The sequence below is a fragment of the Hahella sp. CR1 genome (genome assembly GCF_029813005.1).
Lineage (GTDB): Bacteria > Pseudomonadota > Gammaproteobacteria > Pseudomonadales > Oleiphilaceae > Hahella.
Genome location: NZ_JAPELK010000007.1, coordinates 166,401 through 192,528 on the forward strand (window position 1 = coordinate 166,401; position 26,128 = coordinate 192,528).

The window sequence follows — 26,128 nt, forward strand, 5'->3', positions numbered from 1 at the left end:
ATGTAATTGAAACGAGGGCGTCAAAAAAACGGGCGCGGTGGATAACCATCGCGCCCTAGCTTCTTCTCAGAGAGATGACTGTCAGTCCCCACCCGTCGTATCTCCTGTCTCAGCTTCAGTTATACGCCTCCCACTCCCCTCCGACTATCCACAGCCCCGCCTAAACCAAAGTTTAGGGCCAAAGAAATGTCGATTTTATTGTTGCGCTGGGCCAGCATTACTACACTGGAAATCAAGGCGTATACGCGATTTTGCCAAGGGGAAAAACATGGAAAGCACTCATTGCGCTGACGTTCGCGCCCTTCTGGTCGATGACCACCCGATAGTGATTGACGCACTCTCCACTTCGTTGCTGGCGTTGAAGCTGTGTAACTGGATCGACAAGGCCAACACATTGGCGGAAGCCAAGGAAAAGCTGGCTAACAATGTGGAATTCAGCCTGGTGTTGCTTGATCTGCACTTGTCCGACGCAGAGGGCATACACGCCATGATGACCTTGCGGGAAACCTATCCCGACGTTCCCATCATCATCTTCTCCGGCGATGACTCCACCGACACCATCGCCAAGGCGTTTGAGTACGGCGTACGCGGCTACGTGCCAAAGAACTCGCCTGTGGAAGTGGTGGTGAGCGCGGTCAAAGTCGTACTCGCCGGCAGTTGCTACATCCCGCCCCACGCGATCCGCATGCTGGGGTTTGAACCGGCGGCGGGAACCGTGGCCATCGGCAATACCGCCGTCGAGTCCCGCCCCTATTTCTCTCCCCGCCAGGAACAGGTGTTTCATTATTTGCTGGAAGGCATGCCCAACAAGGTGATCGCCGCGCGTCTGGATATGGCGGAAGGCACGGTGAAAACCCATATGAACACCATCTTCAGAGCATTGGGGGTGCGTAATCGGGCGCAGGCGATTCTGAAGGCGAGGCAGCTGGGCGTCATCTAAAGCGCTCAGTCGCCCTTGATGGGGCGCCTAATGGGGCGCGACGGACTCTATCCAGGTTTGCAGTTGATGTGAAGAGATGGGTTTGGTGAGAAAGCTGAACCCACTTTCCTGTAGCTCTCTGACTCGCTCAGGTTGCACATTGCCGGACACCAGCAGCATCTTTTCCTTCGGCATCTGTCGGGACAGACTGTCGGCGATATCCAGTCCGTCCTCGCCTTTGTCCAGCATGTCGTCGAGTATCAGCGCATCCGGCCAGCCCTGGCTGCGATGGCGCAGCGCCAGCAGTTCGTCCTTATTGGCGACGATTTCGTAGCGGCATCCCCAGGCGTCAAATTGAAAAGAGAGCGCCGACCTCACCAACGGATCGTCCTCCACCAGCCAGACATTGAGATCGATGAAGGCATTGTCCGGGGCCTCTAAGTCGCGAAGGCTGGGCGCAATACAGGCATATTCCGCCAGGGGCGCGTAAAAGGAAAAGCGCGAGCCCTTGCCCGGCGAAGACTGCACGGTCAGCCCCGCATCAAGAATTTCATTGATGCGGCGAACGATGGCCAACCCCATGCCGATGCCCTTGTCTCGATTGCGACTGGGATTATTGAGCTGCACAAAGTCTTCAAAGATGCGCACCTGGTCGTCACGCTCAATTCCCGGTCCCGTGTCGCTGATAGTGAACGTCACCCGACGTCCATCCACCGCCGCATCCACGCTGACTTCGCCTTTATGGGTGTAACGGATGGCGTTGGAAATCAGGTTATTGAGCAGTCGGCTCAGCAGCTCCAGATCGGAGTAAAGACTGACCCGCGTATAACTGCAGCGCCAGGCCAGACCTTTGGCCTGACACAATGGCTGAAATTCCGCCTCCAGAGGCCGCATGACTTCCTCCAGCGACAGCGCCTTCATATTGGGTTGAAACTTGCCGGCTTCGAAGCGCGACAGGTCCAGCAGGTTGTTGAACAGCGTGCGCAGCACTTCAATCGCCTGCCGCTGTTTGCTGACGATTTCCTGCGCCGTCTCCCCCAAAGGCTGATACGACAGCGTGTCCGTCAACAGTGACACCGCGTATAAGGGCTGGCGCAGATCGTGACTGGCTGCGGCCATGAAATAGGTTTTGGCTTTATTCGCTTCCTGCGCCGCCGCCAACGCCTCTTCGGCTTTTTTGCGCTCCGCCTCGACTTTGTTCAGCAACGCGCTCTTTTCAAAACGCATGGCGACGCTTTCCGCAAAAGTGCGGCTGCTGCGGCGCACCGAACTGATCATTAACAGCGTCAGGGTCGCCAAGGGCGCGGCGATGCGCAGTTCGTCCACCCCTTGCAGGGACCAGTACAGAATCGGCTGCCCCATCAACAGCGGAATAGATAACAGAAAGGAGCGGTAATCGGACGCCAGATTCACCATGGCCCCCACCCCGTACAGGCTGATGGCCAGGGTCATGAAAAACGCGACATTGTCCGTCTCCACCGCGCCAACGGTCCAAATGCCCGTGCCGACCAGCGCCTGATTGAAAAGGCTGCTGCGCAACAAGCGTCTGTCGCTGTGCAGCATCTCCTGAAAGGTCATGCTGTCCAGCTGGCGCATAATCTGACGACTGATCTGCAGGCGCAGAACTTGCGCCGCCGCGACAGGGCCCACCCACAGCAATATGCGCGACAGGGGCGCCTGATCCCATAACATGAATAGAAAAATCGCCATGATGAGAAACACGCCCTGCACTGCAGGAAGCGTCTGCTGGCATCGGATTTTGACGGATTCGATCAGATGGGCGCGCTCAAACTCCTCCGGCGCCGTCCCTAAGCGACTGGAATCCTTAGCTTTATGCTCTTGTCTCACCTTGCTCTCCGGGCTGGGTTGAGAACGCTTCTCATCGGTGGATGAGCGTCACGCCACGCTCTCTTTTAATCTTAGATGAGTTTGATTACCGCGCGGCGATTCAATTTCAGTTTAACAGCAGAATTTTCGACGCTTGCAAGTAAACCTAGGTTTAGGCCCCTCGTTTATTCCTTTCTGTGTATTCAACCTGTATTTTGTTCAAAAAATAACCAAACCGGATTTTCATTGCTATTCTGATTCAAGCAGTCCTCTAACAATAACGACCCGATCGACAGACAAGCCGAACGCCATCCCCTTGTCGGTCAACATGTTGTCGGTCAATACAATGCGTGCAACGCATTGGCGTAGCCCATCACCCTGGAACCAGAGCGGCGCAGTCCGACGCTCCCTTGCGCCCGGACATCGCAGTCAAAACGCCGCCGAACGGACATCAACCTCATAACAAGTCCTTTGCTAGGGAAGGAGTTCCGGCCATGCACTTTCATCTTTCCGAACCGTTCGAAAGCCTGATAAAAGATGCGCTCCCAGAAACGCGGGTCCACGATACCGATGTATTGATTATCGGCTCCGGCTATGGCGGCTCCATCGCCGCCATGCAACTGGCGGGGGGCAAGTCTTCCGGAGACAATGCCGGTGGCGCGACAGTGACAGTGTTGGAACGGGGCAAGGAATACCGTCCTGGGGATTTCCCGGAAGCCTTGGGGGATATTCCCGGCCATATGCAATTACTCAAATCCGGCTCCACCCGCCCGATTGGCTATGCCGACGCGCTCTATGATTTCCGCATTGGTAAAGAGGTGGATGTGCTGGTGGGCTGCGGGCTCGGCGGCGGGTCGCTGATCAACGCCAACGTGGCCCTGGAGCCAGAGGCGGATACATTGGCGCAGGCCGCCTGGCCGCGTGAGTTTCGGGAGCACCCTGGACTGCTGCAAGCGCACTTTAAAAGAGTGCGTCACTTGCTGGGAGTCCGCGATCAGGATCAAACCGCCCGCGACAGGCTATGCCGTCTCCCCAAGTTTCAGGCGCTGACCAGACTCGCCAACGCAATTGACGCGTCAGTGGAAACAGCGCCATTGACCGTCAGCCTACATCCTGGCGTCAACGCCGTCGGCGTTGAGCAGCCGGGCTGCAATCTCTGCGGCAACTGTGTTTCAGGATGCAATCAGGGCGCAAAGAATACCCTGGCCATGAACCTCATTCCGTTGGCTAAAGCCCGTGGGGCCAGATTTTACACGGGCGCCACGGTGCTCACTCTGGAGCCTATTGTCTCTTCTGCTACGGATAATACGACCGGGCCAAACGGGCGTCGTTGGCGGGTGCGGGTACGCCGCTCCGCTACGGAAAAGAACAGTCTGTCCGATGAGGTATTCTGGGTTGAAGCCGACACCGTCATTCTGGCGGCGGGGGCGCTGGGAAGCACGGAAATTCTGTTACGGTCGCAGAATTCCGGCCGTTTGCAGCTCTCCGACAGGCTGGGCAAGCGCTTTTCCACCAACGGCGACGGTTTCGCCATGAGCTATGGACAGGCGAACCCGGTCATGGCGATCGGCAAGTCTGACGAATCTCTGCAAGCCGGTGAGGAGTCCTGCGTCGGCCCAACCATTACCGCCGTATCTCGCCCGATCGCTCGTCACCCTAAAACCGGCGCCGAAGTGCGTTTGACCTTGGAGGACGGCTCTGCGCCCTATGGGGTGGCGCGCCTTTTTGGCGAAATCGCCACCACCGGCGCGCAACTGAACCGTCTCACCGACATGACCTTGCCCGCCTGGTTTCTCAACGCGAGTAAAAACGGCGTATTCAAAGATCCTCTCGCGCACCACAACGACGCCATGGACCGGTCGCAAATCCTCTTGATCATGGGGGACGACGGCGCCGCCGGCGGCCTTTCCCTGCGCGCCAGCGATAACCCCGCACAACAGGCTGACACAGACTACTCCCGCATTCGCGTCGATTGGCCCAAGGCGGCGGAGAACCCCTGCCTGACCGCGGCTGACGCCCTGCTGCGCAGCCAGGACAGAAAAGAGGGCTTCGACGGCGGCCAGTACGTCCCTAATCCTCTCTGGAAAACCCTGCCGGATGACGCCTCTACCGTTATGAGCGGCAAGCTTCCCGGCGGTCGCGTCATCACAGTGCACCCGCTGGGCGGCTGCGCCATGGGCGACGGTCCCGACACCGGGGTCGTCAATCATTACGGCCAGGTCTTCAAGGCCGACCCAGGCGCCCGAAATAAGGACGCACCCGCTTTGCACGAGGGGCTATATGTGCTGGATGGCTCCATCCTGCCAACCGCTCTGGGGGTCAATCCGTTCCTGACCATATCCGCGTTGTCTCTTCGGGCCGCAGAAGCGATTCAGGAACAGCATGACTGGCTTGCGCCAACGCAGGAACAGGTCAGTCCTGAGCTGGCGCAAGCCATCTCACCAGTTAAACAGACGGCGACCACCACAGCGGTCAAGCCCAGCCCCACAGTGACGCTGAGCATCAGCGAGCAGATGTTCGGCCGTTTGCAGGCCCAGGAAGTCAACGCTCGTCTGCCCGACTGGATAGAAAGCTGGATCAAACAGTGGGCCGAAGCGCTCCCCACTGAGGCCCAACCCGCCAGTGGCGTCGCTGCGCGTCTTTCCGGTGATCAGGGTCTGATCTTCAAGGTGGAAACACAGATAGAAGATCTGCATGACTGGTTGCAGAAACCCGGAGAGGAGCTGAAAGCGACGGCGAAGCTGTACCTGAATCCGCTCAGCGCGGAGCAAACCGCCAAAATGCACACCTACGGTTTGCCGCCAGAACTATTGCAAGGCGCAATTCCCATCGCTGTAGGCGAAGGCGTAGTGCGCCTGCTGCACTGCGATGAACCCGGGTCGCTGACCACCGCCTGGCGCGGCGCGCAGGCCCTCAACGCTTATCGCACCCGCCGCCAATCTTTGTCCGGCTTCGCCTTGCGTCAGCTCAAGCAGCGCCTGAGTCGCTGGGATTCAGACGCCTCGCTGAAGGAGCCGGCGCCAGGGCTGTTCAAACAAATCAAAGGCTTCTGGACTGTCGCCAAGCATCATGCGCAATACCGTCGCATGAGTTACAACTTCCAGTTCACCCCTAATACCAGCGGCTCGCGCACGCCTCGTTTCAAAAACATGCCTGGGGAGATCATTCACCTGCGCGGAGAAAAGCTATTGGCCTGGAAGAACGGCGTTCCCAGACTCTGGCGCGCCTTGACCAATCTTCCCATCGAGCTGTCCCACCAGCGCCATGGCGACGCTGTGTCGGGCTCCCTGTACGTGGACATGGAGTACATGTCGGAAAGGGGGCTGGCCCAGGTGGTCAAATCGCCCAATCTGCCGGAGTCCGCCATGGCGGCGGCGGGCCTGGGCATGCTGTTTCTGCGCTGCTTGCTGCAAACCCAGTTCTGGGATTTCGGCTCGCCCCATTATCCTGACAAGCCCATCGCTTCCAATCCGCATCCCCGGGCGTTACGCGTATCGGATAACCGGGTGATCAGCCCGCAGCGCGCCGAACTCAGCGTTCCCTTGAATGACGCTTCCTCGGAGCAGATCGGTATTGTTCTGACCCGCTATCCGCAAACCAACACGCAGCGGCCGGGACAACCGGTGCTGCTCATTCATGGACTCGCCCAGGGCAGTCTGATTTATTGCTCTGAGGCCATCCCCGAGAACATGGCGGTTTATCTGTGGCGCGCCGGTTTCGATGTGTGGCTGCTGGATTATCGACTCAGCAACGCCCTTCCCAAGCCGGCGCCCCTGCAGGGCTGGAGTATTGAAGAAATCGCCCGCTACGATATACCCGCCGCGGTGCGCCATATTCACCGGGTCAATCCGGGTAAGATCAACCTGTTCGCCCATTGCGTCGGCGCCACCGCCACCACCATGGCCATACTCAAAGGCTGGCTGGACGATCCCGCCGATTCCTTTATCGGACGGGTGGCCTTCAATGCGATCCATCCTTGGATTATCCCTTCCCCGGTCAACCGCAGCCGCGCCAAGCTTGGCAGCTTCCTGCGCGACTCGGTGAATGACGCTCAGCTCAACCCTATCCCGCAACCTGACCCCAGCGCCTTCGACTCCATGTTCGATCGCCTGGCGTTCTCTTTCGCACGCCTGGGCGAGCTGCAGGAGGCGGAAGAAGGCAGAGCGCGCAACGGCGCCGAGCTGCATACACACAGCGACCATGCGCCCGATGGCGGCGTGGAAATATCCCAGGGCATCTGCGACAAAATGAGCTTTCTGTACGGCCGCATGTGGCGACACGATCAGATTTCTCCCGCCACCCACAAAGCTTTTCAGGATATGCTGGGGCAAGCTCCCGGCGCCGTCTATCGGCATCTGTATTACTTCGCCCAGCAACAGCGGGTGACCTCCCGGGACGGCGAAAACACCTTTCTTACCCCCTCTGCGGTGCGCAAACACTGGAGTTATCCCACGCTGTTCATCCATGGCGAGCAAAGCAAGGTGTTCAATCCGCAATCCGCCACTCGTTCCGCCATCCGGCTCAGTGAAATGCTGAAAGGCAGCCCATCCGCGCCGCCAGTGCTATTGAAGCGGGTGCCGCAATACGGCCACATGGATGTGATCCTGGCTCAACACGCTTACAAGGAGGCCTTTCCCAGTCTGCGCGCCTTTTTCAGCGAAGATGTAGGGTGTCTGCGCCACTCCGCCGGGGACCGCGTTGAATTTCACCATCAACTGTTCGACAGCTATCGCGCTGCGGATGACTTGCATGCGGTAAGCGCCAACCTGTTCAGCGCCGGGCCGATCATCCGCGGAGCCTGGCTGGATAGCGCCGGGATTGGCCGCCCGCGTATTGTGCTGCGTTTGTGGGCGGAGCTTTCCGATCTGGCGGATCTGGCCGACGCCCTGGCGACGCCGACACGACGTCTGGCGTTGGAAGGCGCGGAATTGATTCAATGTCAGTTCTGCTCCGCCAATGATCCGCATCACTTGTTGCTGGATGTGGCGGTGAAAGTCGATCCGGGACAGGAACGAGAGGTACGCATCCGCTTCAGTCTGACCCAGCGCCAGTTCGATCCGGAAACCCAGCTGGCCCTGTCGCAGACATTGCATATCCCCGCCTCCGCTGGGTGGCTGCGGCGTTTGCGCGAGCTTTGCCTGCATCGCGGCGTCAGCCCCGCCATGCGCTTTCTGGTTGGCTCCTGCCGCTATCCGGGCGCGATGCTGGAACGGGATCTCGCCGATCAGGCGTTCGTCGGTATGGGACGTCAGGTCAGAGGCGACGCCCAACTGCCCGGCGCGGATTCGGTCTTTTTTATCGGGGATCAGATATACGCAGACGCCACCGCCGAGGCGTTCGATAACACCGCCCTGAAAGAGCGCTACATCACGCGCTACCGGGAGGCGTTCAACTCGCCCAATATGCGCAAACTGCTGCAACTGGCGCCCGTTCACTTCACGGTGGATGACCATGAGTTCAGCGACGATTGTTCTGGGCGCCCTCCCCAATTGGACGCTCACCTGAAGGAACGCGAACGCTTTGACTTCGCCCTGCGCGCCGCCCGTAGTTTTCAATGCAGCGGACGCCAACCGGACGCCGCGCTCTGGTATCCCCAGGGCGTTAGCGCGGCTCGGGAATTCGACTGTCCGATCTTCGTCATGGACACCCGCACCGAACGGCGACTACGCAGCGCTGGCGCCGTCGGCGCGCAAGCGGAAATGATCGACGCGACCCAATTCGCCGCCCTGTCCAATTGGCTGTCCGAGGCACAACGGCTGACGCCGGAACGACCTAAATTTATCTTTTCCGGCAGCGTGATTGCGCCAGTGGAAAAACGCCTCACGCAGCACCCTGACCTGTGGCGCAATCACGACAGCTGGTGCGGCTATCCTCATACCCTGGCGGCGGTAATGGGGCTGATCTACGAGCGGCAGATCGCTAACGTCATTTTCGTCGGCGGCGACCAGCATTTATGCGCTCTGGCGCGCATGACTCTGGCCAACCCTGCGGATCAGGCGGTATCGAACCGCAAGCCCGTGACGGTATGGCAGATCGTGTCGTCCGGTCTGTACGCGCCACTGCCCTTCGCCAACGCCAATCCCCGGGACTTCGAGTGGGATAAACCCAGCGTCGTTCCCATGCACGGATCGCAGTTACAACTGCAGGCGGAAGCGCGCTTGTTGCGGGCGGATAAATCCCAGTTCGTGCGCGTGGACGCCGTCCCCACAGGAGAGTGCTGGACGCTGGAAATCCGCGTATGCGACCCAGGAGGTTTCGTGGCGCCAGTGGCGCAACCAACGGCGCTGAAAGATGGCGAACTGGCGGACGACGACAAAACCTGGCGCATCCGGCTGACGGCCAATGTCGAGGCGGAACCGGGTAAGCCCGTGCGCCCAGAACCTGCGTAATCAGGACACTCAATCAGCGACAAGGAATGTAAATAAATGCAGACGTGAAGGGATAGAGAGGTGAAAAAATAAGGGCAAAGGGAAATAGGAAAAGAGAAAGAGAAAGAAAAGAGTAAAGAAAGGCTGCGACGGCAAAAATCGGGGGCCGCGCAGCCAAGGCAATGGAAACTATGACTTTAACAGGAGGAGAGCGGGCATAGTTTCCACACCGAGGAAAAAGGGTCTCTCGACCCGAAAATGGGACCAAGACTTACAATCAAATCTCAGTTGCGCGCCCGTCCCTGGACGCAAGGGTCAATCGGCGGTCACCGCCTCGTCCACTTCGTGATCGACGCCTTTCATGCGCTTGCGCAGAATCGGCCCGATAACGTAGGGAGCGATTAGACCCACTCCAGCGACAATCCAAAGCGTGATGGACAGACCGCTGCTCCAAAGGATGCTCCAGTCGCCGTCCGACAACGTCATGGCGTGACGCAGGTTTTTCTCCATCTCCGGCCCCAGCAAAGTTCCAAGAATGACAGGAACCAGTGGGATCTCGACCTTGCGCAGAACATAGCCAAGCACGCCGAAGAAAATCATAAAGTACAGATCAAACACACTGTGGCTGATTGAATAGACGCCAACAAAAGCGACCATGGTGACAATCGGCAACAGATATTTGGGCGGCACCGACAGCAGTTTCACAAACACGCCGACCAGCGGAATGTTGAGCAACAGCAGCATCAGGTTACCGATCAACAGCGCGGCGATAACGCCCCAGACAATGTCGCCATGCTGCTGGAACATCAGCGGGCCTGGGGTGATGTTCATGGAAATCAGCATCGCCAGCAGAACCGCTGTGGTGCCGCTGCCGGGTACGCCCAGGGTCAGCATGGGCACCAGCGCGCCATTGGCGGCGGCGTTGTTGCCCGCTTCCGGCGCAGCCACCCCGCGAGGATCGCCTTCGCCGAACTTGGCCTTCTTGCCCAAGATGCGTTTTTCCAGGGTATAGCTGACGAAGCTGCCCAAAGAGGCGCCGGCGCCGGGCAGAACCCCCGCCAGAAAGCCGATGACGCTGCCGCGAAGCGATGTTGGGAAGACGCTGGTGAAGTCTTTCCACTTCATTTTCAGCTTGTTCATCGCAATCATCTTGCGGCCTTCTCCGGCATGCGCTTCGATGAAAAACAGCAGTTCCGAGATAGCGAACAGACCCACGATCAGAATGATGAAGTCAACGCCTTCATACAGCTCCAGGGTATTGAAGGTGAAGCGCTGCACGCCGGTGTTCATGTCGATGCCCACCGTCGCCATCATCAAGCCAATGGCCGCCGCCAGAATCGTCTTCACCGGGTTCTTGCCGGTGATGCCGCCCAGGGTGGCGAACGCCAGCACGAACAGCGCGAAGTATTCCGCCGGCCCAAAGGTCAGGGCGAATTTCGCCAGCCAGGGAGCCAGCAGAATCAAGCCGATCGTCGCGATCACGCTGCCGATAAAGGAGGCTACTGCGGAAATCGCCAGCGCTTCCGCGGCTCTGCCGCTTTGCGCCATGGGATAGCCGTCCAGGCAGGTCATCATCGCCGGCTCGTCGCCGGGAATATTCAACAGAATCGACGAAATGCGTCCGCCGTACATGGCCCCGGCGTACACCGAGGTCAGCATGATCAAGGCCGTTTCCGGTTTCAGCCCGAGGGTGAACGCCAGCGGGATCAGGATCGCCACGCCATTGGCGGGGCCCAATCCCGGCAGCGCGCCGATCAGGGTGCCCAGGAAGCAGCCGAGGAGCGCGAACATCAAGTTTTCCGGCGTCAGGGCGACAGCAAAGCCCTGCATCAGAAAGTTCAAGGTTTCCATCAGCTTACCTCCAGTACGCCCAGCGGCAACGGCAATTCAAGCACGTAGTTGAACAACACGAACACCACTACGCCGCCAATCAGGCCGGACATATAGGCCGGGAACTTGCGGGCGCCCATGCGCCAGCTCAGGGTGCCCACCGCCAAGGTCGTGGTGATGATGAAGCCCAGCGGCTCCAGCAACACGCCATACAGCGTCAGCACCACCACCGCCACCACCATTTCAGCGCCGGTGCGGTTCCAGGGCCAGTGATTGTCCGGGTCAGGACGCAGCATCAGATAAAGACTGCTCAGACCAAGCACCACCGACAGGAGAATCGGGAAGGTCTCGGGTCCGACCGATTCATTGCCGCCGAAGGGCTCGGGCAGTTGATACGCGCCCCAGCCATAGGCTATGGCCAGGACGAGCATCACTAAACCGAAAATACGGTCATTCATGGCGATTAACGGATCAAGCCAATTTCTTTAGAAAGCGCTTGGATGTCCGAGATTTGCGCTTTCACGAAATTGTTGAATTCAGCGCCGCTTTTGTGGAACGGCATCAGTCCATTTTTCTCCATCAAGGTTTTCCACTGCTCACTGGCGTAGATTTTGTCGATGGCTGCAGTCCAGTACTCTTTTACATCCGCCGGCGCGCCGCCAGGGATGTAGAAGCCGCGCCAGTTAGGAGCGACGGACTCAATGCCCTGCTCGCGAGCGGTAGGGATAGTTGCGAATTTGCCTGGCAGACGATCTTCAGACAGCACCGCCAATACGCGCAGGTCGCCGGATTCGAAGAAGCCCTGCACCTCAGTGATGTCGCCGGTGAACGCGTCAACGTGACCGCCCACGACCTGAGTCATGGCTTCGCCGCCGTTGTTGTAGGACAGGTAAGAGATTTTCGGCAGATTAGTGACGCCGGCCGCCTTCGCGCTGATCAGCACTTTCAGGTGATCCCAGCCGCCGTTGGCGCTACCGCCTGCGAATTTAACGGAGCGCGGATCTTGTTTCAGCGCCGCCATCAGATCGCTCAGGCTTTTGTAGGGAGAGTTCTTGGATACCGCGATAACGCCATAATCCGCGCCGATTGCGCCAATCCAGTTAACCATTTCCGCGTTCATGCCGGGATACTGTCCCTGAGCCAGACGGGTTGTGGTGGCGGTGGAAGCGGCGACCACCAGATTCTGATCGTTCTTGCGCTTGCTGACGGTATGCGCGAATGCGACACCGCCGCCTGCGCCCGCCATGTTAATGGTCTGTACGCTGCCGGGAACTAACTTCAGTTCCTCCATCACGTTGCCGACGCTACGACAGGTGAAGTCCCAGCCGCCGCCAGGATCTGCAGGAGCGATACATTCAACTTTGCCTTTAGGTTCGTAGGCCATGGTCAGGGTAGCGCTGACGGTCAACGCTGCGGCCACAAGCATTTTAATCGGAGTTCTGATTGTCATTATTGTTACCTCACACAGGTTACAGGAATTAATTCGATCGCAAATATATTGGTTTTGCCCTTGTGGGGCTACCGGCGTCAGCCGTCCTGCTTATTAAGCCGGCGGCATTCCAGGTGCTGGGGGGTGGGATTGTCGAAAAAGATTCGTTGTGTTCATGTCACGCTCCTATTATTTTTGTTGCGCTTTATATTTAGTCGCTTGTTGTGGTTTTGGAAACTTTGTTTCGATTACCTCTTCAGCGACCTATGCTTGATATGGAACAGGTAATGACTGCATCCTAACTGCTGAACCTGTCATAAACCTGTCACGTCCTGATTCGAAAAAGTGAAGTCGGCGCATGCATATCCTTGTTGTAGAAGATTCTGAATTGCTGGGTGAATCCATCCAGGCGCGGCTACAGAAAATGGGCCATGGCGTAGACTGGGTGAACAACGGACGCCAGGCCAACGGTTTGTTGCAGCACCAGCAATTCGATCTGATCATTCTGGACCTCAACCTGCCAGAACTGGGCGGCGAGCAGATTCTGTCGGAGCTGCGCAAACGCAAAGACACCACGCCGGTGTTGATCCTGACCGCCCGCGAACAGGTGGATGATCGCATCAAGCTGCTCGACGCCGGCGCCGACGACTACCTCACCAAGCCCTTCGATTTTGGCGAACTGGAAGCCCGCTGCCGGGTGCTCATGCGACGCAACCAGGGCTTTTCCAGCAACCTCAGCCGACACGGCAATCTGTCTTTTGACCGCTCCGCTAAAGCGGTATACGTCAATGAAGAAAAGCTGGACCTGAAGAACCGCGAGTTCCGCCTTCTGGAAGTGTTTCTCGGCCATCTGGGCCGGGTTATGAGCAAGGAGGAGCTGGCCGATCGCCTGTTCGCCTTCGATGAATCGCCGGGACCCAACGCCATCGAACTGTACATTGCGCGCCTGCGCAAAAAGCTCGCGGAGTCCTCCGTTCAGATACGCACCTTGCGGGGATTGGGGTATCTGGCGGAATGCGATGATGACTGATTCGCCGTTGCGTCCGGATCAGCCGGTCTCACTGCGCAACAGGTTGATCCTGGGCGCCGTGGCGCTGATTCTGGTGCTCGGCACTCTGGCTATCATCGCTATCGACGGATACGGCAAGCGCGCGGCGGAACTCTCTTATGACCGGCTGCTGGCCAGCGCCGCATTTCAGATTGCGGACGCCATTCACGTTCGCGACGGCGTGGTGGATGTGGATCTGCCAGTGGCCGCCTTCGAAACCCTCGCCCTGGCCCGCGACGACCGCGTGTTCTATCGCATCAGCGGCCCCCGCGACGCGTACCTCACCGGCTACGCCGACCTGCCCCGCCCGGCGGCGGACCAGGGCTTCAGCAAAGACGGCGCACGCCTGATCCAGCAACGATTTTTCACCAGCCGCTATCTGGACGAACCGGTGCGCTTCATCGTGTTGCGGCGTTTGTTGACGGAGGCGGACATCACCGGTTACATCACCGTGCAACTGGGACAGACCATCAACGCCCGCGCCGATCTGGCCGAAGACATCACCGGCAAAGGTTTACAACTGATCGCCATCGCGTCCGTCATCGCTTTGGGACTATTAGGCTACGGCATCAAACGCGCCTTCTCGCCCCTGGATCAGATCGAAAGAGAGCTGGCCGCGCGCTCCCCTACCGATCTGACGCCCCTGCACGTTACGCCGATCAAGGAAACCTGGCGCTTACAGCAAACCATCAATCACTTCATGCGGCGCCTGCAGGATACCCTTGACCGCATGCAGCGCTACACTGGCGAGGCGGCTCATCAGATTCGCACGCCTCTGGCGGGGCTGCGCGCAGCTTTGCAGAACCTGCGCGACCATCCCGATATCGACGATCCCAAGCCGGTATACAACCGCATCATGCAGTCGGTGGATCAACTTAACACCACCGTGTCGCAACTGCTCAATCAGGCCACTATCACCCATCGCCTGCAAAGCGAGGCGCTGCGGCGCATCGAACTCAACAAAGTGGTGAAAGAGGCCTGTTTGGAGCTGGCGTCGCACGCCATCAACGAGAAAGTGGAACTGGCTTTTGAGGCGGACGCCGAGGACACGAACCTGCTTGGCGACGCCTTTGCATTGAAGCAGTTGTTCCGCAATCTGATCGAGAACGCGGTCCGCTACAGCCCGGTGGATGGCGTGGTGGAAGTTCGCGTCCACCAAAGCGTCAACCGACTGTTCGTGGAAGTAAAAGACAACGGCCCAGGCATCCCTGTGGAATATCGGGACAAAGTCTTCACCCGCTTCTATCGTGCGCCAGCCGCCGTCGGCGTCGGCAGCGGACTGGGTCTGGCCATCGTGCGGGAAATTGCGGAGCGTCATAACGCAGAGGTGGGACTGATGGATAATCAGCCTCAAGGCCTGACGGTGCGTGTCGGTTTCCGCAAGGAGAGCGCCCATGGCAAATAGTCGCTTCGTTTTTTTCCGTACAGATTTGCTATGCAGAGCGCTTCTCGTGCTCGCCCTCTTCAGCGTCACTACCGCACGGGCAGTGTCCGGTCCGCTGCCGGTCGTGCTTTATCCGGCGCAGCAGAAGCCGGTCAGCGTGCTCAATATTCACGCAGTGCTGGATTACGTGGTGATGAACCCCATCATCAAGGCGTTTCAGCAGCGTTATCCCAATGTGGAAATCCGGCTGATTGAGTTTGAAACCGCCGACCTGTTCCAGCACACCGTGGAAGGCTCCACTCACACGACAGAACCGCCGGACGCCATCGTCGGCGACCTGCTGATCAGCTCGGCGATGGACCTGCAAGTGAAACTGGTCAATGACGGCTATGCGCAGCGCTACGAGTCCCCCTACACCCGCCGCATTCCCGACTGGGCGAAGTGGCGCAACGAGGCTTTCGGCTTTACCTTTGAACCAGTGGTGACCGTGGTAAACACCAAATTGTTGCCGGGTCCGCCACCGCAGGACCGCCAGCAATTGCTGGAGCTGATCCGTAGCCAGGGCGAAAGTCTGGCGGGAAAAATCGCCACCTATGATATCGCCCGCAGCGGCGTCGGTTATCTGTTCGCCGCCCAGGACAGCCAGCAGGCGACCACCTATGGCCGACTATTGGAGGCCTTCGGCACCCACTCCGTACAACTGGCCTGCTGCACCGGCGACATTCTCGACGGTCTGGCTTCCGGGCAGTACGCGATCGGCTATAATCTGCTGGGATCGTACACCAAGGCCCGACTGGCGTCGGCGCCTAACCTGAAAATGATCCTGCCGGCGGACTACACCTTGATCATGACGCGCATCGCTCTGATTCATAAGCACGCCGTCAACACGCAGAACGCCCGGGATTTCCTGGATTTTCTGCTGTCTCCAGCAGGTCAGCAGACTCTGGCCAGCGAGTCGAAACTGTATCCTATCGACCCCGGCGTGCACGGCGAAGTCACCGCAGACTGGCTGAACAAGCATGCGCCGGGACCGCTGAAACCCATTACGGTGGGACCGCAACTGCTGGTTCCGCTGGATAAATTAAAACGGCAACGCTTTTTAAGCGAATGGCGCCGCTCTCTGGAACGTGAAACGAAACAATGAAAGACACCGATTTAGTCGCCAGACTGGGCAAACGCATCCAACAACTCCGCAAGTCAGAAAAGCTGACGCTGGAGCAACTGGCGCAACAATCCAACGTATCCCGCTCCATGCTGTCGCAGATCGAACGCGGCCAGGCCAACCCGACTTTCGCCACCCTGTGGAACCTCACCCGCGCCCTGGGCATTGAGTGGTCGGAGCTGGTGGACGAAAGCGAGGGCGTTTCGCACTCTCCTATCGAACATATCATCGCCGCGCAAACGCCGAAGATCGACAACCCTCAGGGCGGCTATCACCTCAGCATTCTCAGCCCACCCCATCTGGTGGGCTCCATTGAATGGTACGAGCTGCGTATGCGTCCCCAGGGCAAACTGGAAAGCCAGGCCCATACACAGGGCTGCATGGAGCACCTCACCGTGCTAAGCGGTCAGCTTGAAGTCGTCAGCGGCCAGCAATCCCAGCGTCTGGCGCAGGGCGACACCGCCCGTTATCACGCCGACGTCGCCCACACCATTCAGAATCACGGCGACAGCGACACCATCGCTCTTTTAGTCGTGATGAATCACAGTCATCGCTAGAGTCAGTCGACGTTTTGGCGCACCTTTCCGCTTAACAATCAGGTTAGGCGACGCAACGTGGCAGGGAGGCCGCCATGGCCCTGATTCAGGGGGCTGGGTATAATTTTCCCTATTGCTTTGCAATCATTTTTCCACTATACAGGAAACACGTCCGATATAAGGGAAAATTCCAATGAACCAGACTTTCCAACAACAATTACAGCAAACCCTTGATGAGATTGAAAAAGCCGGCCTGTTTAAAAAGGAACGGGTGATCGACACTCCACAAGCGGCCGCCGTCAAACTCGCCGGAGAAGCTGGCGATAAACAAATTCTCAATCTTTGCGCGAACAATTATCTGGGCTTGGCGGACAACCCGGAAGTCATCGCAGCGGCGCATGAAGCGCTCGACAAATACGGTTTCGGCATGGCTTCCGTGCGCTTTATCTGCGGCACGCAAACGCTGCACAAAGAGCTGGAGCACAAAATCGCAGAGTTCCTGGGAATGGAGGACAGCATCCTGTTCGCCGCCTGCTTCGACGCCAATGGCGGCCTGTTCGAGCCGTTACTGAGCGCCGAAGACGCTATCGTCTCCGACTCCCTGAACCATGCCTCCATCATCGACGGCATCCGTCTGTGCAAAGCCAAACGCTACCGTTTCGGCAACCGCGACCTGAACGATCTGGAAGCCCAGCTGAAGCAGGCTCGCGCCGATGGCGCCCGCAATATTCTGGTGGCCACCGACGGCGTCTTCTCCATGGACGGCTATATCGCGCCGCTGAAGGATATTGTCGCCATTGCGCGTAAATACGACGCCCTGGTGATGGTGGACGACTGTCACGCCACCGGCGTCATCGGCCCCCAGGGCAAAGGCAGCGCCGCCTACAACGGCGTGGAAGTGGACATTATTACCGGCACGCTGGGTAAAGCCCTCGGCGGCGCAGCCGGCGGCTTTATTGCAGCGAGCCGCGATATTATCGAACTGCTCCGCCAACGCGCCCGCCCCTATCTGTTCTCCAACTCCCTTCCCCCGCCTGTCGTCGCAGGCAGCCTGAAAGCCCTGGAAATTTCCATCGCCGGCGACCATCTGCGCGACAACCTGCGCGAACACGCTGCGTTTTTCCGTAACAGCCTGAGCGAAGCCGGCTTCAAACTGCTACCCGGCGAACACGCCATCATCCCGGTCATGCTGGGAGACGCCAAGCTGGCGCAGGACTTTGCGAAAGCGTTGTACGAGCAAGGGGTATACGTCACTGGATTCTTCTATCCGGTGGTGCCGCAAGGTCAGGCGCGCATCCGCACCCAGATGAACGCGGCGCTGACCCGCGAACAACTGGAGCAGGCGGTCGCCGCCTTTACCCGCGTCGGTCAACAACTTGGGGTTATTGGAGGCTGAACCATGCAGTCGTCAACCATGAAGGCGTTGGTCAAAGCACAATCTGCTCCCGGACTCTGGCTGCAGGAGCAGCAGGTTCCCGAATGCGGGCCCAACGATGTGATCATCAAGATCAAGCGCACCGCGATCTGCGGCACCGACATCCACATTTACAACTGGGACGACTGGGCGCGCAACAACGTCCCCGTCCCTCTGACCACCGGCCATGAATACAGCGGTGAGATTGTGGAACTCGGCAGTCACGTGGACGGCCTGCATATCGGACAGCGCGTGTCAGGAGAAGGTCACGTGGTGGGGATGCTCAGCCGCAACGCCCGCGCAGGACGTTTTCACCTGGCGCCGGACACCAAAGGCATCGGTGTTAACCTGCCCGGCGCTTTCGCCGAGTACCTTTGCCTGCCTGCGTTCAACGTCGTGCCCCTGCCGGACGCAGTGAGTCTGGAGCTTGGCGCGATACTGGACCCGCTGGGCAACGCCGTCCATGCGGCCCTGGCTTATGATCTGGTGGGCGAGGACGTGCTCATCACCGGCGCCGGACCTATCGGCATCATGGCCGCCGCCGTAGCGAGATTCGCAGGCGCCCACAAAGTGGTGATCACTGACATCAATGACTACCGCCTGGAGCTGGCGGCCAAAGTCGCGGATGTGGAGCCGGTGAACGCGCAACGGGAGTCTCTGCGCGACGTCATGGGACGACTAAAAATGAAGGAAGGCTTCGATGTGGGCCTGGAAATGAGCGGCATTCCTTCCGCCCTCAACGATATGCTGGATGTGATGATGATGGGCGGTCGTATTTCCCTGCTGGGTCTGCCGTCCAAGCCGGCGGAGCTGGATCTCAGTAAGATCGTGCTCAAGGCGCTACAGGTCAAAGGTATCTACGGCCGCGAAATGTTCGAGACCTGGTACAAGATGCTGGCGATGCTGGAGGCGGGATTGGACATTGAACCGATCATCACCCACCGTTTCGAGTACGCCGACTACGAACAGGGTTTTGACGCCATGCGCAGCGGCCAATCCGGTAAAGTCATTCTGAACTGGTCAGACTGAGTTTTTCCGTCTCGGCCCAGGGAGCGACCACGTCGCTCCCTCTTGTTCTTTGTTACCCCTCTTCTTCCCTATCCCTCTCCTTACTCTGACTTACTGACAGCGATTATTGCCATCCCGCAGCCACTGGGTTCCATCCAGATACAGCTTGTTATTGGCCAGCGCCAGCGTAAAAGTGACGCGTTCTCCACCTGGGCCGGATTCATTCCAGTCAAAGCCCGGCGTGCTGCCCTGCATGCTGTAGCCGGGGCCGTATTGCAGAATTAATCGGCCCTGAGCGTTCATTGAGCCCTGCGCCTCCCATCTGCCAGAGCCCTGACTGCCAGTGGCGCCGCTGGCTCCACCGCCATAGCCCCCGCTGTTGCCGGAGCGATAGAACTCACCATTGCTGCATAACCAGATGTGTTCTTCTTCGTGGTAACCGGAGCCGGTGTAATAGCGCACGATATGACGCCCCCGCATGTAGGTGCTCCAGCCGCCGTCGCCCCCGCCTTGCGCCAAAGGTTTCGGCGCGGAGAATTTAACCGAGGAGGCCACGGTCTCAGCCACTTTCCAGACCTGCGCGGCGGTGCTCTGATCCGCGACCGCGATCAACGCCACGGAGGTGGAGCCTTTGCCGGTGACGGCGCTGATACGGCCTTCCATGTTAGGCATATTGCCGATGCTGTAATCCGCCGTCAGACGACCATTGCGTTTTTGCGGCGCGCTTTTGGGATACAGGACGACGGAAGCGTCCAACGGCACCGGTTGCGCCATCTGTTGCATCAGCGCCTGCTCGCCGGACTGGTCGATGTACACGAAGATATTGGCTTTCAGCGCCTGGGATTCCAGTACAAAAAGTTCCGATCCCGCCGGCCAGACGCCCTGCCAGCCGTCAGGAACCTTGAACGACAGGCCCAGTGAGCCGGACTCAATCAGGGTTCCGCCTTCGTACAACTGGTTTTGCTGAACTTCCACCGCCGTTACGGAGGTCGCGCACAGACTGCAATAGAGTCCCATGGCGACCAGTAGAGATTTCGCTGTCACGCCGCTCATTTCGCTTCGCCTCATGCTGAGTCCACAGCGCGCGGCCCGGTCTGGCGCATCCTTCATCCAGCCGCATCGGACGCCGCAGAGATGATGTCGGAATGGCCCGGCTACAGCGTTTCTTTCTTACTGAGCCTGACCGCCTCAAACGCTCCATCGCGATTCAACTGGGTTCCCCATACCCGATGACTGCCCTGGTGATCCGAGGCGCGGAAAGTGATCGTCTCCCCAATGCCCAAGTCCACGCCGTCAAACGACTCCAGCGTGTCCACCAGTGATTCGGTATCGAAGTGCCGACCCGCCCGCTCCAACGCATGGAAAAACAAGGTCGCCACAATGTAGCCTTCCAGAGAAATAAAGTCCGGCTGCTCATTGGGATAGAAACGGCTCAAGGCCTCCCGGTAGCGCAGCACGCCAGTGGCGTAGGAATCAAATGGCGGCACTACCTGAGACACCACCACGCCCTCGCCGTATTCCACGCCTAACTCTTTGAACTGCTCCGCCAGCGCTCGCGCCCCGACAAAGGAGACATTGGCGAAAGGCCCGGTGAATCCAGCCTGACGCAGACGTTTGGTCAAACGCGCGCTGGCGGTGTAGGTGCTGATGGCCACCACCGCCTGTATCTCGCTCAGGCGACCCAACATGCCCTGGGCCGCGCCCTCAATCTGCGCCGTATTGCGCTGATAGCTGAATTTGGCGATTTCATGGGGACGCACGCCGTAATCCGACAGCGCATCCTCCACCCCTTTCAAACCATCCTGGCCGTAGCCGTCGTCCTGGTAGAACACGGCGATCATTCTGGGGTCGACGTCCTGTTCCTCGATGAAGTAGCGAATCAGGGCGTTGGTTTCATCTTCGTAACTGGCGCGATAGTTGAACACGTATCGCTCTGGCGGACTTTTCCGCAGCAGGGCTGCGCCGGAGAAGGTGCCGAACACGATGGTTCTATCCTTCAGGGCAACCGGCAATATCGTTTCCGCCGTGGGCGTTCCCACATTGCCCAACATGGCGAATACGCCGTCCGGCTGCATAAATTTCTCGACGTTCTGGTGCGCCGCCGCAGGTTCGTAGCCGTCGTCTAAGGCGCGCAGTTCGATATAGCGTCCGTGGATGCCGCCCTGCTCGTTAATTTCGCGAATGCGCACGTCAACGCCCAACTGCATGGCGCGACCCAGCTCTCTGGCGCCGCCGCTAAAGGCCGCGCTCATTCCCAGCGCTACCCGGTTCTCACTGACGCCGCGCGGCGCCTGCCAGCCGGTTAACTCCGCATATCCGTCCGCCACGCTGTAGCGCACCACGGGAACGGCGTAACCCACGCCAACCAGGATCAAGATCAGCGCACTCAGCCCCAGCCAAAGCGGCATGCGACGTCTGGCGCTCTGGCCAGCAGCCGTCGCCATGCCGGTTCCCATCGTAGGAAGCGTTCCCGGGGCCACCACGGTAGTGGTCTCATCATCCAGCGTCGGCGCAACGGGATGTGTATACCCCTGCACGCCGAACGGGGGCGGTTGCGAACCCAGATGCATGGGCTCCGCCAACGTGGAGGCGGCCACCACAATGGGCTGGCTCATGGAGCGTTCATCCATGCTGTGCGCCGGATCGATGCGGGTGGCGGTATCCATTTCCTCGATCTGCCCTAAAGCGCCGGCGGCCTGAAACGCCTCGTCGTACTTTTTCGCCTTGCCCAGACTGAGATTCTTCTTCACCACCACCCGCTTACCGCTGAACAAGCGGGCGCAGGCCGCATCGCTCAATCCCAGCGCCGCTTTCAGTTTTTCCTGGGTGTCCTGCAACTCCACGTCGCCGCGAATTTCGCCATAGAAAATGAATTGATAGACGTCTGGATTCGGCGGAGCCATCTCCATGGCCTTGGAGTATTCCGCAATGGCGGCGTGAGCGCGGTTCTGGATGTCCCGCACCATCGCCTGGGCGTCTGGATAGCGACCATCCGGGCTTAACGCCATGGCCTTCAGAATCACCGGCTCCAAAGCTTTATTGCGAGCGTCGGTCAAGCGGTTTTCCCGCAGCGCCGGCGGCGGTCCGGCGCATTGCCGGTTCATGATGTCCTGGGGGTTTTCGCCGGTGTAAGGGCGTTCGCCAGTGATGCAGTAATAAAGAATCGCGCCCAGGGCGTAGATATCAGCGCGTTTGTCGATATTGCGCGCGCCTTCAATCTGCTCCGGCGCCAGATAACCCGGGGTGCCCATCACCATGCCCAAACGGGTGTATTTAAGATCCCCTTCTCCCAGCGGCTTGCTGATGCCGAAATCCAGCAGCTTGGCGACGGAATGGTCGCCGGACACCCGCGCGACAATGATGTTGCCAGGCTTCAAATCCCGGTGCACGATGTTCATCTGATGCGCAGCCTGCAACCCGGCGCCGATCTGCTCCAGCAGCCACACCACGTTTTCCAGCGGCAGCCCGCTGCGCTTTTCCACCAGATCGGACAGGTTCTCTCCGCGCAGATACTCCACCACCAGATACATCATGCCGTCGTCGGTGTTGCCGAAGTCGATCACATGCATGACGTTGGGATGATTCAATTGACTGGCGATGCGCGCTTCGCGGAAAAACAGCTGGATAAAGTCATGATCGTCCATGCCCGCCCGCAGCAGTTTAACCACCACCAGACGGTCCAAGGATAACTGGCGCGCTACATAGACCAGACTCATGCCGCCTTCCGCCAGGCGGGATTCGATGCGATACATGTCCTTCAGCATTTTGCCGATAAGCGGGTCGCGGCGCTGCTTATCCACCAATGTGGCCCCATCGGCGGGACAGTAATCGCCCTGGGGAAAATCCGTACTGCAAATGGGACAAACCTTCATAGACTCCCCGAGTCGCAAACTGCTGAACTACTGCTTCAGGTTCGTGTCCGGCGCCTGGAAATAACTGGCTGGACAAAGAAATAGAAATGAATGCTAGGGAGTATAGACAGGGAATAGCCGCAGCGCGAACGCTGCGGCGGAGGGATCAATCTCTGCGGCTGGATTTCCATTTCTGGTTTACGCACAGCCGCTCCGCTTCACGGGCCAGCTCGTATCCCGCCTCCTTGATCTGAGGGATCAGGCAGCGCATGACCTCCAGATCTTCGTTATGCAGCGCCAGCCGACACCAGCGCTGCAATTCCAGACCACATTCCGCGATGGTAGGCAGCCCCTGGCTTTCCGCCGTAGCGACGATGCCGCTGGCGATGTCCCGCATCATCGCAATCATACGGGAGGTCTCCATCAGACTGGCGCAATGCAGTCGGGAGCCGCTGGAACTGATTAGTGACATGCTATCGGCGAGATGCTCCAGAAACTTGTTTCTGACGACATCCGCAGCGAAGTCCCCTTCATCAAAAGCCATAATCTTCTCTGCGTTCATTTCAATTCTCCAGCTCCACTATCGCTGAGCTGCGCCAGACTTTCCTTCACCGAAAGGATGTAGTTCTCGATAATTCGCGTGGAGGCCTGTTGGTGCTCAAACTGCTCCATCAGTTGGTCAACGATGTTGAAAATGCTTTGCTCCGACTCGATGTCCAGGTCCAGCCCCATGATGGAGCTTTGGATGGTCCACTTCAGATCGGAAAAACTTTGGATAGAGTGTGCGCCGCAATCCAGCACCATCTTCATGATGTTGTCCAGCAACGCCTCTGTACGTCTTATCGCCCGTTGCATGATGCCTTGGCGCACCATCTTCTCCTGAGACTCCCGCACCAGATTGGAGAGGACGAAATTCGCCACTTGCGCCAGCCGGGTAAGATTATCCAGATGGGCCTCTTTCTCCTCCGCCGTCATGGTCAGACAAATAGAGAAATACGGGAAATTGATCAGGGAATATTGATCGAAATTAACAATGCGTTCACGTTGCAGCGTCAACGTGGTGATCACGTCAAACTGCAAATTGGTGACATAGTTTTTGCCGCCGAACACATAATGTTGCTCCGGCAGGTTGAGGATGAATACGTAAGGCACTTGATAGCCGCTCAGCGCATTCTCCATCGCCAGACCAATTTCAGAAGGCTCACGAACTTCCGAACAGCGCTCGAAAAACTCAATCATACCGCCCAGGAAGCTGTTGGAGCGTAACAGCCCCATCGCCATTTGGTTCACACTGGCCAGACTTTGCTCCAACTCGGCGTTCTTTTGCCTGCTGCGTTCCAGCTCGTCTTGTGGCGCATTAGAGGCGACCAGGGAAACTACTCGATTTGCTGACATAAATCCTCCTGAACGTTATGTGCACAGATTAATCAGTTTGTCCGTGCAAGAGGATTCGTACGCTTACTGAAATATCAGAGCCGTTCTCAGTAGTACTACGGAGAAGTGATAACAAATCCGCTGAAGGTGTGGCATTAAGGGGGAAGCATTAAATCAGAGGATCAACAGGTTCGTGAGTGAACTTAGTCAGTTGACGCTGTTCTCCTCCGCCGCCAAGGGCAACACTTTGACCAGCAGGTCCTTGATAGAGGAGACGTCGAATTTCGCCAGTACATTGCGGCAGTGCGTCTCAATGGTGCGGGGGCTGATGAACAGTTTAGCCTCCATCTCCTTGGTGCTGAGCCCCTGCAACAGCAGGTCGTAAATCTGCTTCTCACGGGCGGTCAGTTGCGAAATAGAGCGCTGGATGTCGAGACGTTTCATATAACGTTCGCGGTGCAGCTTTTCATGGGCCACCGCCTTTTCCAGCAGGGGGCCTACGTCGGTGATGCTGATAGGTTTGAGCAGAAAATCGAAGGCGCCGCCCTGCAGCGCTTCTTTCACCACCGGCACCGTGGAATACGCCGTCATTAATATCAACGGCGGCAGGTAGCCGGTTTCGGACATTCGGTTCAGCAAGTCCAGGCCTGTCATGTCCGGCATCATGATGTCGGAGAGAATCACGCAGTGGTGATCATTGCTGAACTCGGATAAAAACGCTTTGGGATTGCCGTAGGCTTTGGACTGGTAACCGTAGGATTCCAGAATAGCCGACAGCAGATCCGCCTGCATCTGGTCATCTTCGATGATATATACGCACGTATCTTTCATGGCGTTTTTGCTTATCCCAAGCAGAAAAACACGGATGGAACCTTATTGTTATCGTCGCCGCCCCCAAAGCGCCATCCAATACGAAGCGCCCTCAGTTAATTGATAACTATTGGACAGAGTGAGGGTAATGTCAAAGCGAAGCGCCCAACATTTCATCCCAGAATTCCTGCGCCAGCGGCGATAACAACTGATTGCGCAACCGTATGAGATAGATGGGGACCAGACTGCGCGAAGGAAAGTTCTCCACCTGCAGGAACCTCAGTTCTTCGCGCTCCAGTTCGGCGTCCACCATATGCAGCGGAATCCGCGCCCAGCCCATTCCGGAGAGAAGCAGCCCCTTCTTCATCAGAAAGTCATTCACATACCAGCGATGGCCGCCGGGAATCACATTGACGTGATCAAAGGGGGCCAGCGAGCCGCTGTCGGCGATCAGAATATGCGGCAGATTGCGTAACTGCGCATGGCGCACCACGCCGTCCGCGCCTGCTTCGACGAACCCCGGCGCCGCAACCGTAACCTGGGTGACTTTCGCCACCTCGGTAAATTCATAGCGATCATCCAGCCCAACCTGGGGACCGATGGCCACTTCCGCTTTCTCAACCAGCAGTTGCTCCAGCACTCCAGACAAATGCTCCGTATGTAAATGCAGGCGCATCTCGGGTCGCTTTTTGGCGAATGCTTTCAAGGTGTCCAATCCCGGCAAGTGCGCGCACATGGCGCTCAGGGAAATGGACAGCTCCGGCGCTTTGCCCTGCGCCAGACGATGCCCCAGCATCTCCAGATCATGGGCTTTGGAAAGTAGCGCCTTGGCTTCCCGGAACAACGCCTTGCCTTCAATGGTCAGCGTCGGTCGATAGGTCTCGCGACTGAACAACTGTAAATCGAACTCCTGCTCCAGCGCCGCCACCGCCGCACTGACCGTAGATTGGGTTTTAAACAGAGCCGCCGCAGCAGCCCGGAAACTGCCATGCTCCACCACGCCAACAAATGCGCGTAACTGCTCATTCGTCATGCTCGCCCTCCCCTGAAGCTTCCATCAAAATCAACGACCACAACAATCGACAATACCGATCAACTTGAGCGATATATATCGTTATTTTACGGTCATATAACGGAGTAAGCTTGCCCCGTCAAGATCTGAGGGGGT

The 26,128-nt window shown here is 58.3% G+C and carries 18 protein-coding genes; 8 read left to right on the forward strand and 10 right to left on the reverse strand.

The features are described from left to right. Window positions 1–268 precede the first annotated feature (268 nt). Window positions 269–940 (forward strand): response regulator transcription factor, encoded by a 672-nt coding sequence (locus ONV78_RS18165; protein ID WP_216739759.1) that lies wholly within the window; start codon window positions 269–271, stop codon window positions 938–940. 27 nt (window positions 941–967) lie between these two features. Here the strand turns inward: ONV78_RS18165 and ONV78_RS18170 are convergent, their stop codons facing one another. After that, a complete protein-coding gene (locus ONV78_RS18170; protein WP_279505265.1) occupies window positions 968–2,767 on the reverse strand; it encodes a hybrid sensor histidine kinase/response regulator in 1,800 nt (599 codons plus the stop codon). A 473-nt stretch (window positions 2,768–3,240) separates the two neighbouring features. On the opposite strand from ONV78_RS18170, the gene ONV78_RS18175 reads away from it, so the two are divergent. Then, window positions 3,241–9,135, forward strand: a complete 5,895-nt coding sequence (locus tag ONV78_RS18175) for an alpha/beta fold hydrolase (RefSeq protein WP_279505266.1) — start codon at window positions 3,241–3,243, stop codon at window positions 9,133–9,135. A gap of 294 nt (window positions 9,136–9,429) precedes the next feature. On the opposite strand, the gene ONV78_RS18180 is transcribed toward ONV78_RS18175, so the two are convergent. From ONV78_RS18180 to ONV78_RS18190, 3 genes are read right to left on the reverse strand one after another with little or no spacing between them, the layout of a single operon-like run. After that, window positions 9,430–10,965, reverse strand: coding sequence for a tripartite tricarboxylate transporter permease (locus ONV78_RS18180; RefSeq protein ID WP_279505268.1), 1,536 nt, complete (start codon window positions 10,963–10,965; stop codon window positions 9,430–9,432). Next, the gene (locus ONV78_RS18185; protein WP_127972863.1) at window positions 10,965–11,402 is read right to left on the reverse strand and encodes a tripartite tricarboxylate transporter TctB family protein; all 438 of its coding nucleotides are present in this window, start codon (window positions 11,400–11,402) and stop codon (window positions 10,965–10,967) included. The genes ONV78_RS18180 and ONV78_RS18185 overlap by 1 nt, the downstream gene beginning before the upstream one ends. A gap of 5 nt (window positions 11,403–11,407) precedes the next feature. Beyond that, complete coding sequence (locus ONV78_RS18190) at window positions 11,408–12,394, reverse strand: tripartite tricarboxylate transporter substrate-binding protein (protein ID WP_216739576.1); 987 nt, start codon at window positions 12,392–12,394, stop codon at window positions 11,408–11,410. A gap of 337 nt (window positions 12,395–12,731) precedes the next feature. Here ONV78_RS18190 and ONV78_RS18195 point away from each other — a divergent pair, with 337 nt between their 5' ends. The 6 genes from ONV78_RS18195 to tdh all read left to right on the forward strand — a co-directional run bounded on the left by ONV78_RS18195 (window position 12,732) and on the right by tdh (window position 18,946). Next, complete coding sequence (locus tag ONV78_RS18195; protein WP_127972865.1) at window positions 12,732–13,403, forward strand: response regulator transcription factor; 672 nt, start codon at window positions 12,732–12,734, stop codon at window positions 13,401–13,403. Continuing rightward, window positions 13,393–14,826 (forward strand): sensor histidine kinase, encoded by a 1,434-nt coding sequence (locus ONV78_RS18200; RefSeq protein ID WP_279505275.1) that lies wholly within the window; start codon window positions 13,393–13,395, stop codon window positions 14,824–14,826. The genes ONV78_RS18195 and ONV78_RS18200 overlap by 11 nt, the downstream gene beginning before the upstream one ends. Continuing rightward, the gene (locus ONV78_RS18205) at window positions 14,816–15,949 is read left to right on the forward strand and encodes an ABC transporter substrate-binding protein (RefSeq protein WP_216739574.1); all 1,134 of its coding nucleotides are present in this window, start codon (window positions 14,816–14,818) and stop codon (window positions 15,947–15,949) included. The genes ONV78_RS18200 and ONV78_RS18205 overlap by 11 nt, the downstream gene beginning before the upstream one ends. Beyond that, window positions 15,946–16,524, forward strand: coding sequence for an XRE family transcriptional regulator (locus ONV78_RS18210; protein WP_127972868.1), 579 nt, complete (start codon window positions 15,946–15,948; stop codon window positions 16,522–16,524). The genes ONV78_RS18205 and ONV78_RS18210 overlap by 4 nt, the downstream gene beginning before the upstream one ends. Window positions 16,525–16,696: 172 nt before the next feature. Continuing rightward, window positions 16,697–17,899, forward strand: coding sequence for a glycine C-acetyltransferase (locus tag ONV78_RS18215; RefSeq protein WP_216739572.1), 1,203 nt, complete (start codon window positions 16,697–16,699; stop codon window positions 17,897–17,899). Between the two features lie 18 nt (window positions 17,900–17,917). After that, window positions 17,918–18,946, forward strand: a complete 1,029-nt coding sequence (gene tdh, locus ONV78_RS18220) for an L-threonine 3-dehydrogenase (protein WP_347815422.1) — start codon at window positions 17,918–17,920, stop codon at window positions 18,944–18,946. Window positions 18,947–19,036: 90 nt separating this feature from the next. On the opposite strand, the gene ONV78_RS18225 is transcribed toward tdh, so the two are convergent. The 6 genes from ONV78_RS18225 to ONV78_RS18250 all read right to left on the reverse strand — a co-directional run bounded on the left by ONV78_RS18225 (window position 19,037) and on the right by ONV78_RS18250 (window position 25,993). Beyond that, complete coding sequence (locus ONV78_RS18225; protein WP_279505280.1) at window positions 19,037–19,993, reverse strand: hypothetical protein; 957 nt, start codon at window positions 19,991–19,993, stop codon at window positions 19,037–19,039. Window positions 19,994–20,079: 86 nt separating this feature from the next. After that, window positions 20,080–22,797, reverse strand: coding sequence for an ABC transporter substrate-binding protein (locus tag ONV78_RS18230; protein ID WP_279505282.1), 2,718 nt, complete (start codon window positions 22,795–22,797; stop codon window positions 20,080–20,082). 145 nt (window positions 22,798–22,942) lie between these two features. Beyond that, window positions 22,943–23,338, reverse strand: coding sequence for a hypothetical protein (locus ONV78_RS18235; RefSeq protein WP_279505284.1), 396 nt, complete (start codon window positions 23,336–23,338; stop codon window positions 22,943–22,945). Continuing rightward, window positions 23,335–24,171, reverse strand: a complete 837-nt coding sequence (locus tag ONV78_RS18240; protein WP_279505285.1) for a hypothetical protein — start codon at window positions 24,169–24,171, stop codon at window positions 23,335–23,337. The genes ONV78_RS18235 and ONV78_RS18240 overlap by 4 nt, the downstream gene beginning before the upstream one ends. Window positions 24,172–24,357: 186 nt before the next feature. Further along, window positions 24,358–24,981, reverse strand: a complete 624-nt coding sequence (locus tag ONV78_RS18245; protein WP_279505288.1) for a response regulator — start codon at window positions 24,979–24,981, stop codon at window positions 24,358–24,360. A gap of 130 nt (window positions 24,982–25,111) precedes the next feature. Continuing rightward, complete coding sequence (locus tag ONV78_RS18250) at window positions 25,112–25,993, reverse strand: LysR family transcriptional regulator (protein ID WP_216739566.1); 882 nt, start codon at window positions 25,991–25,993, stop codon at window positions 25,112–25,114. Between the last annotated feature and the right edge of the window lie 135 nt (window positions 25,994–26,128).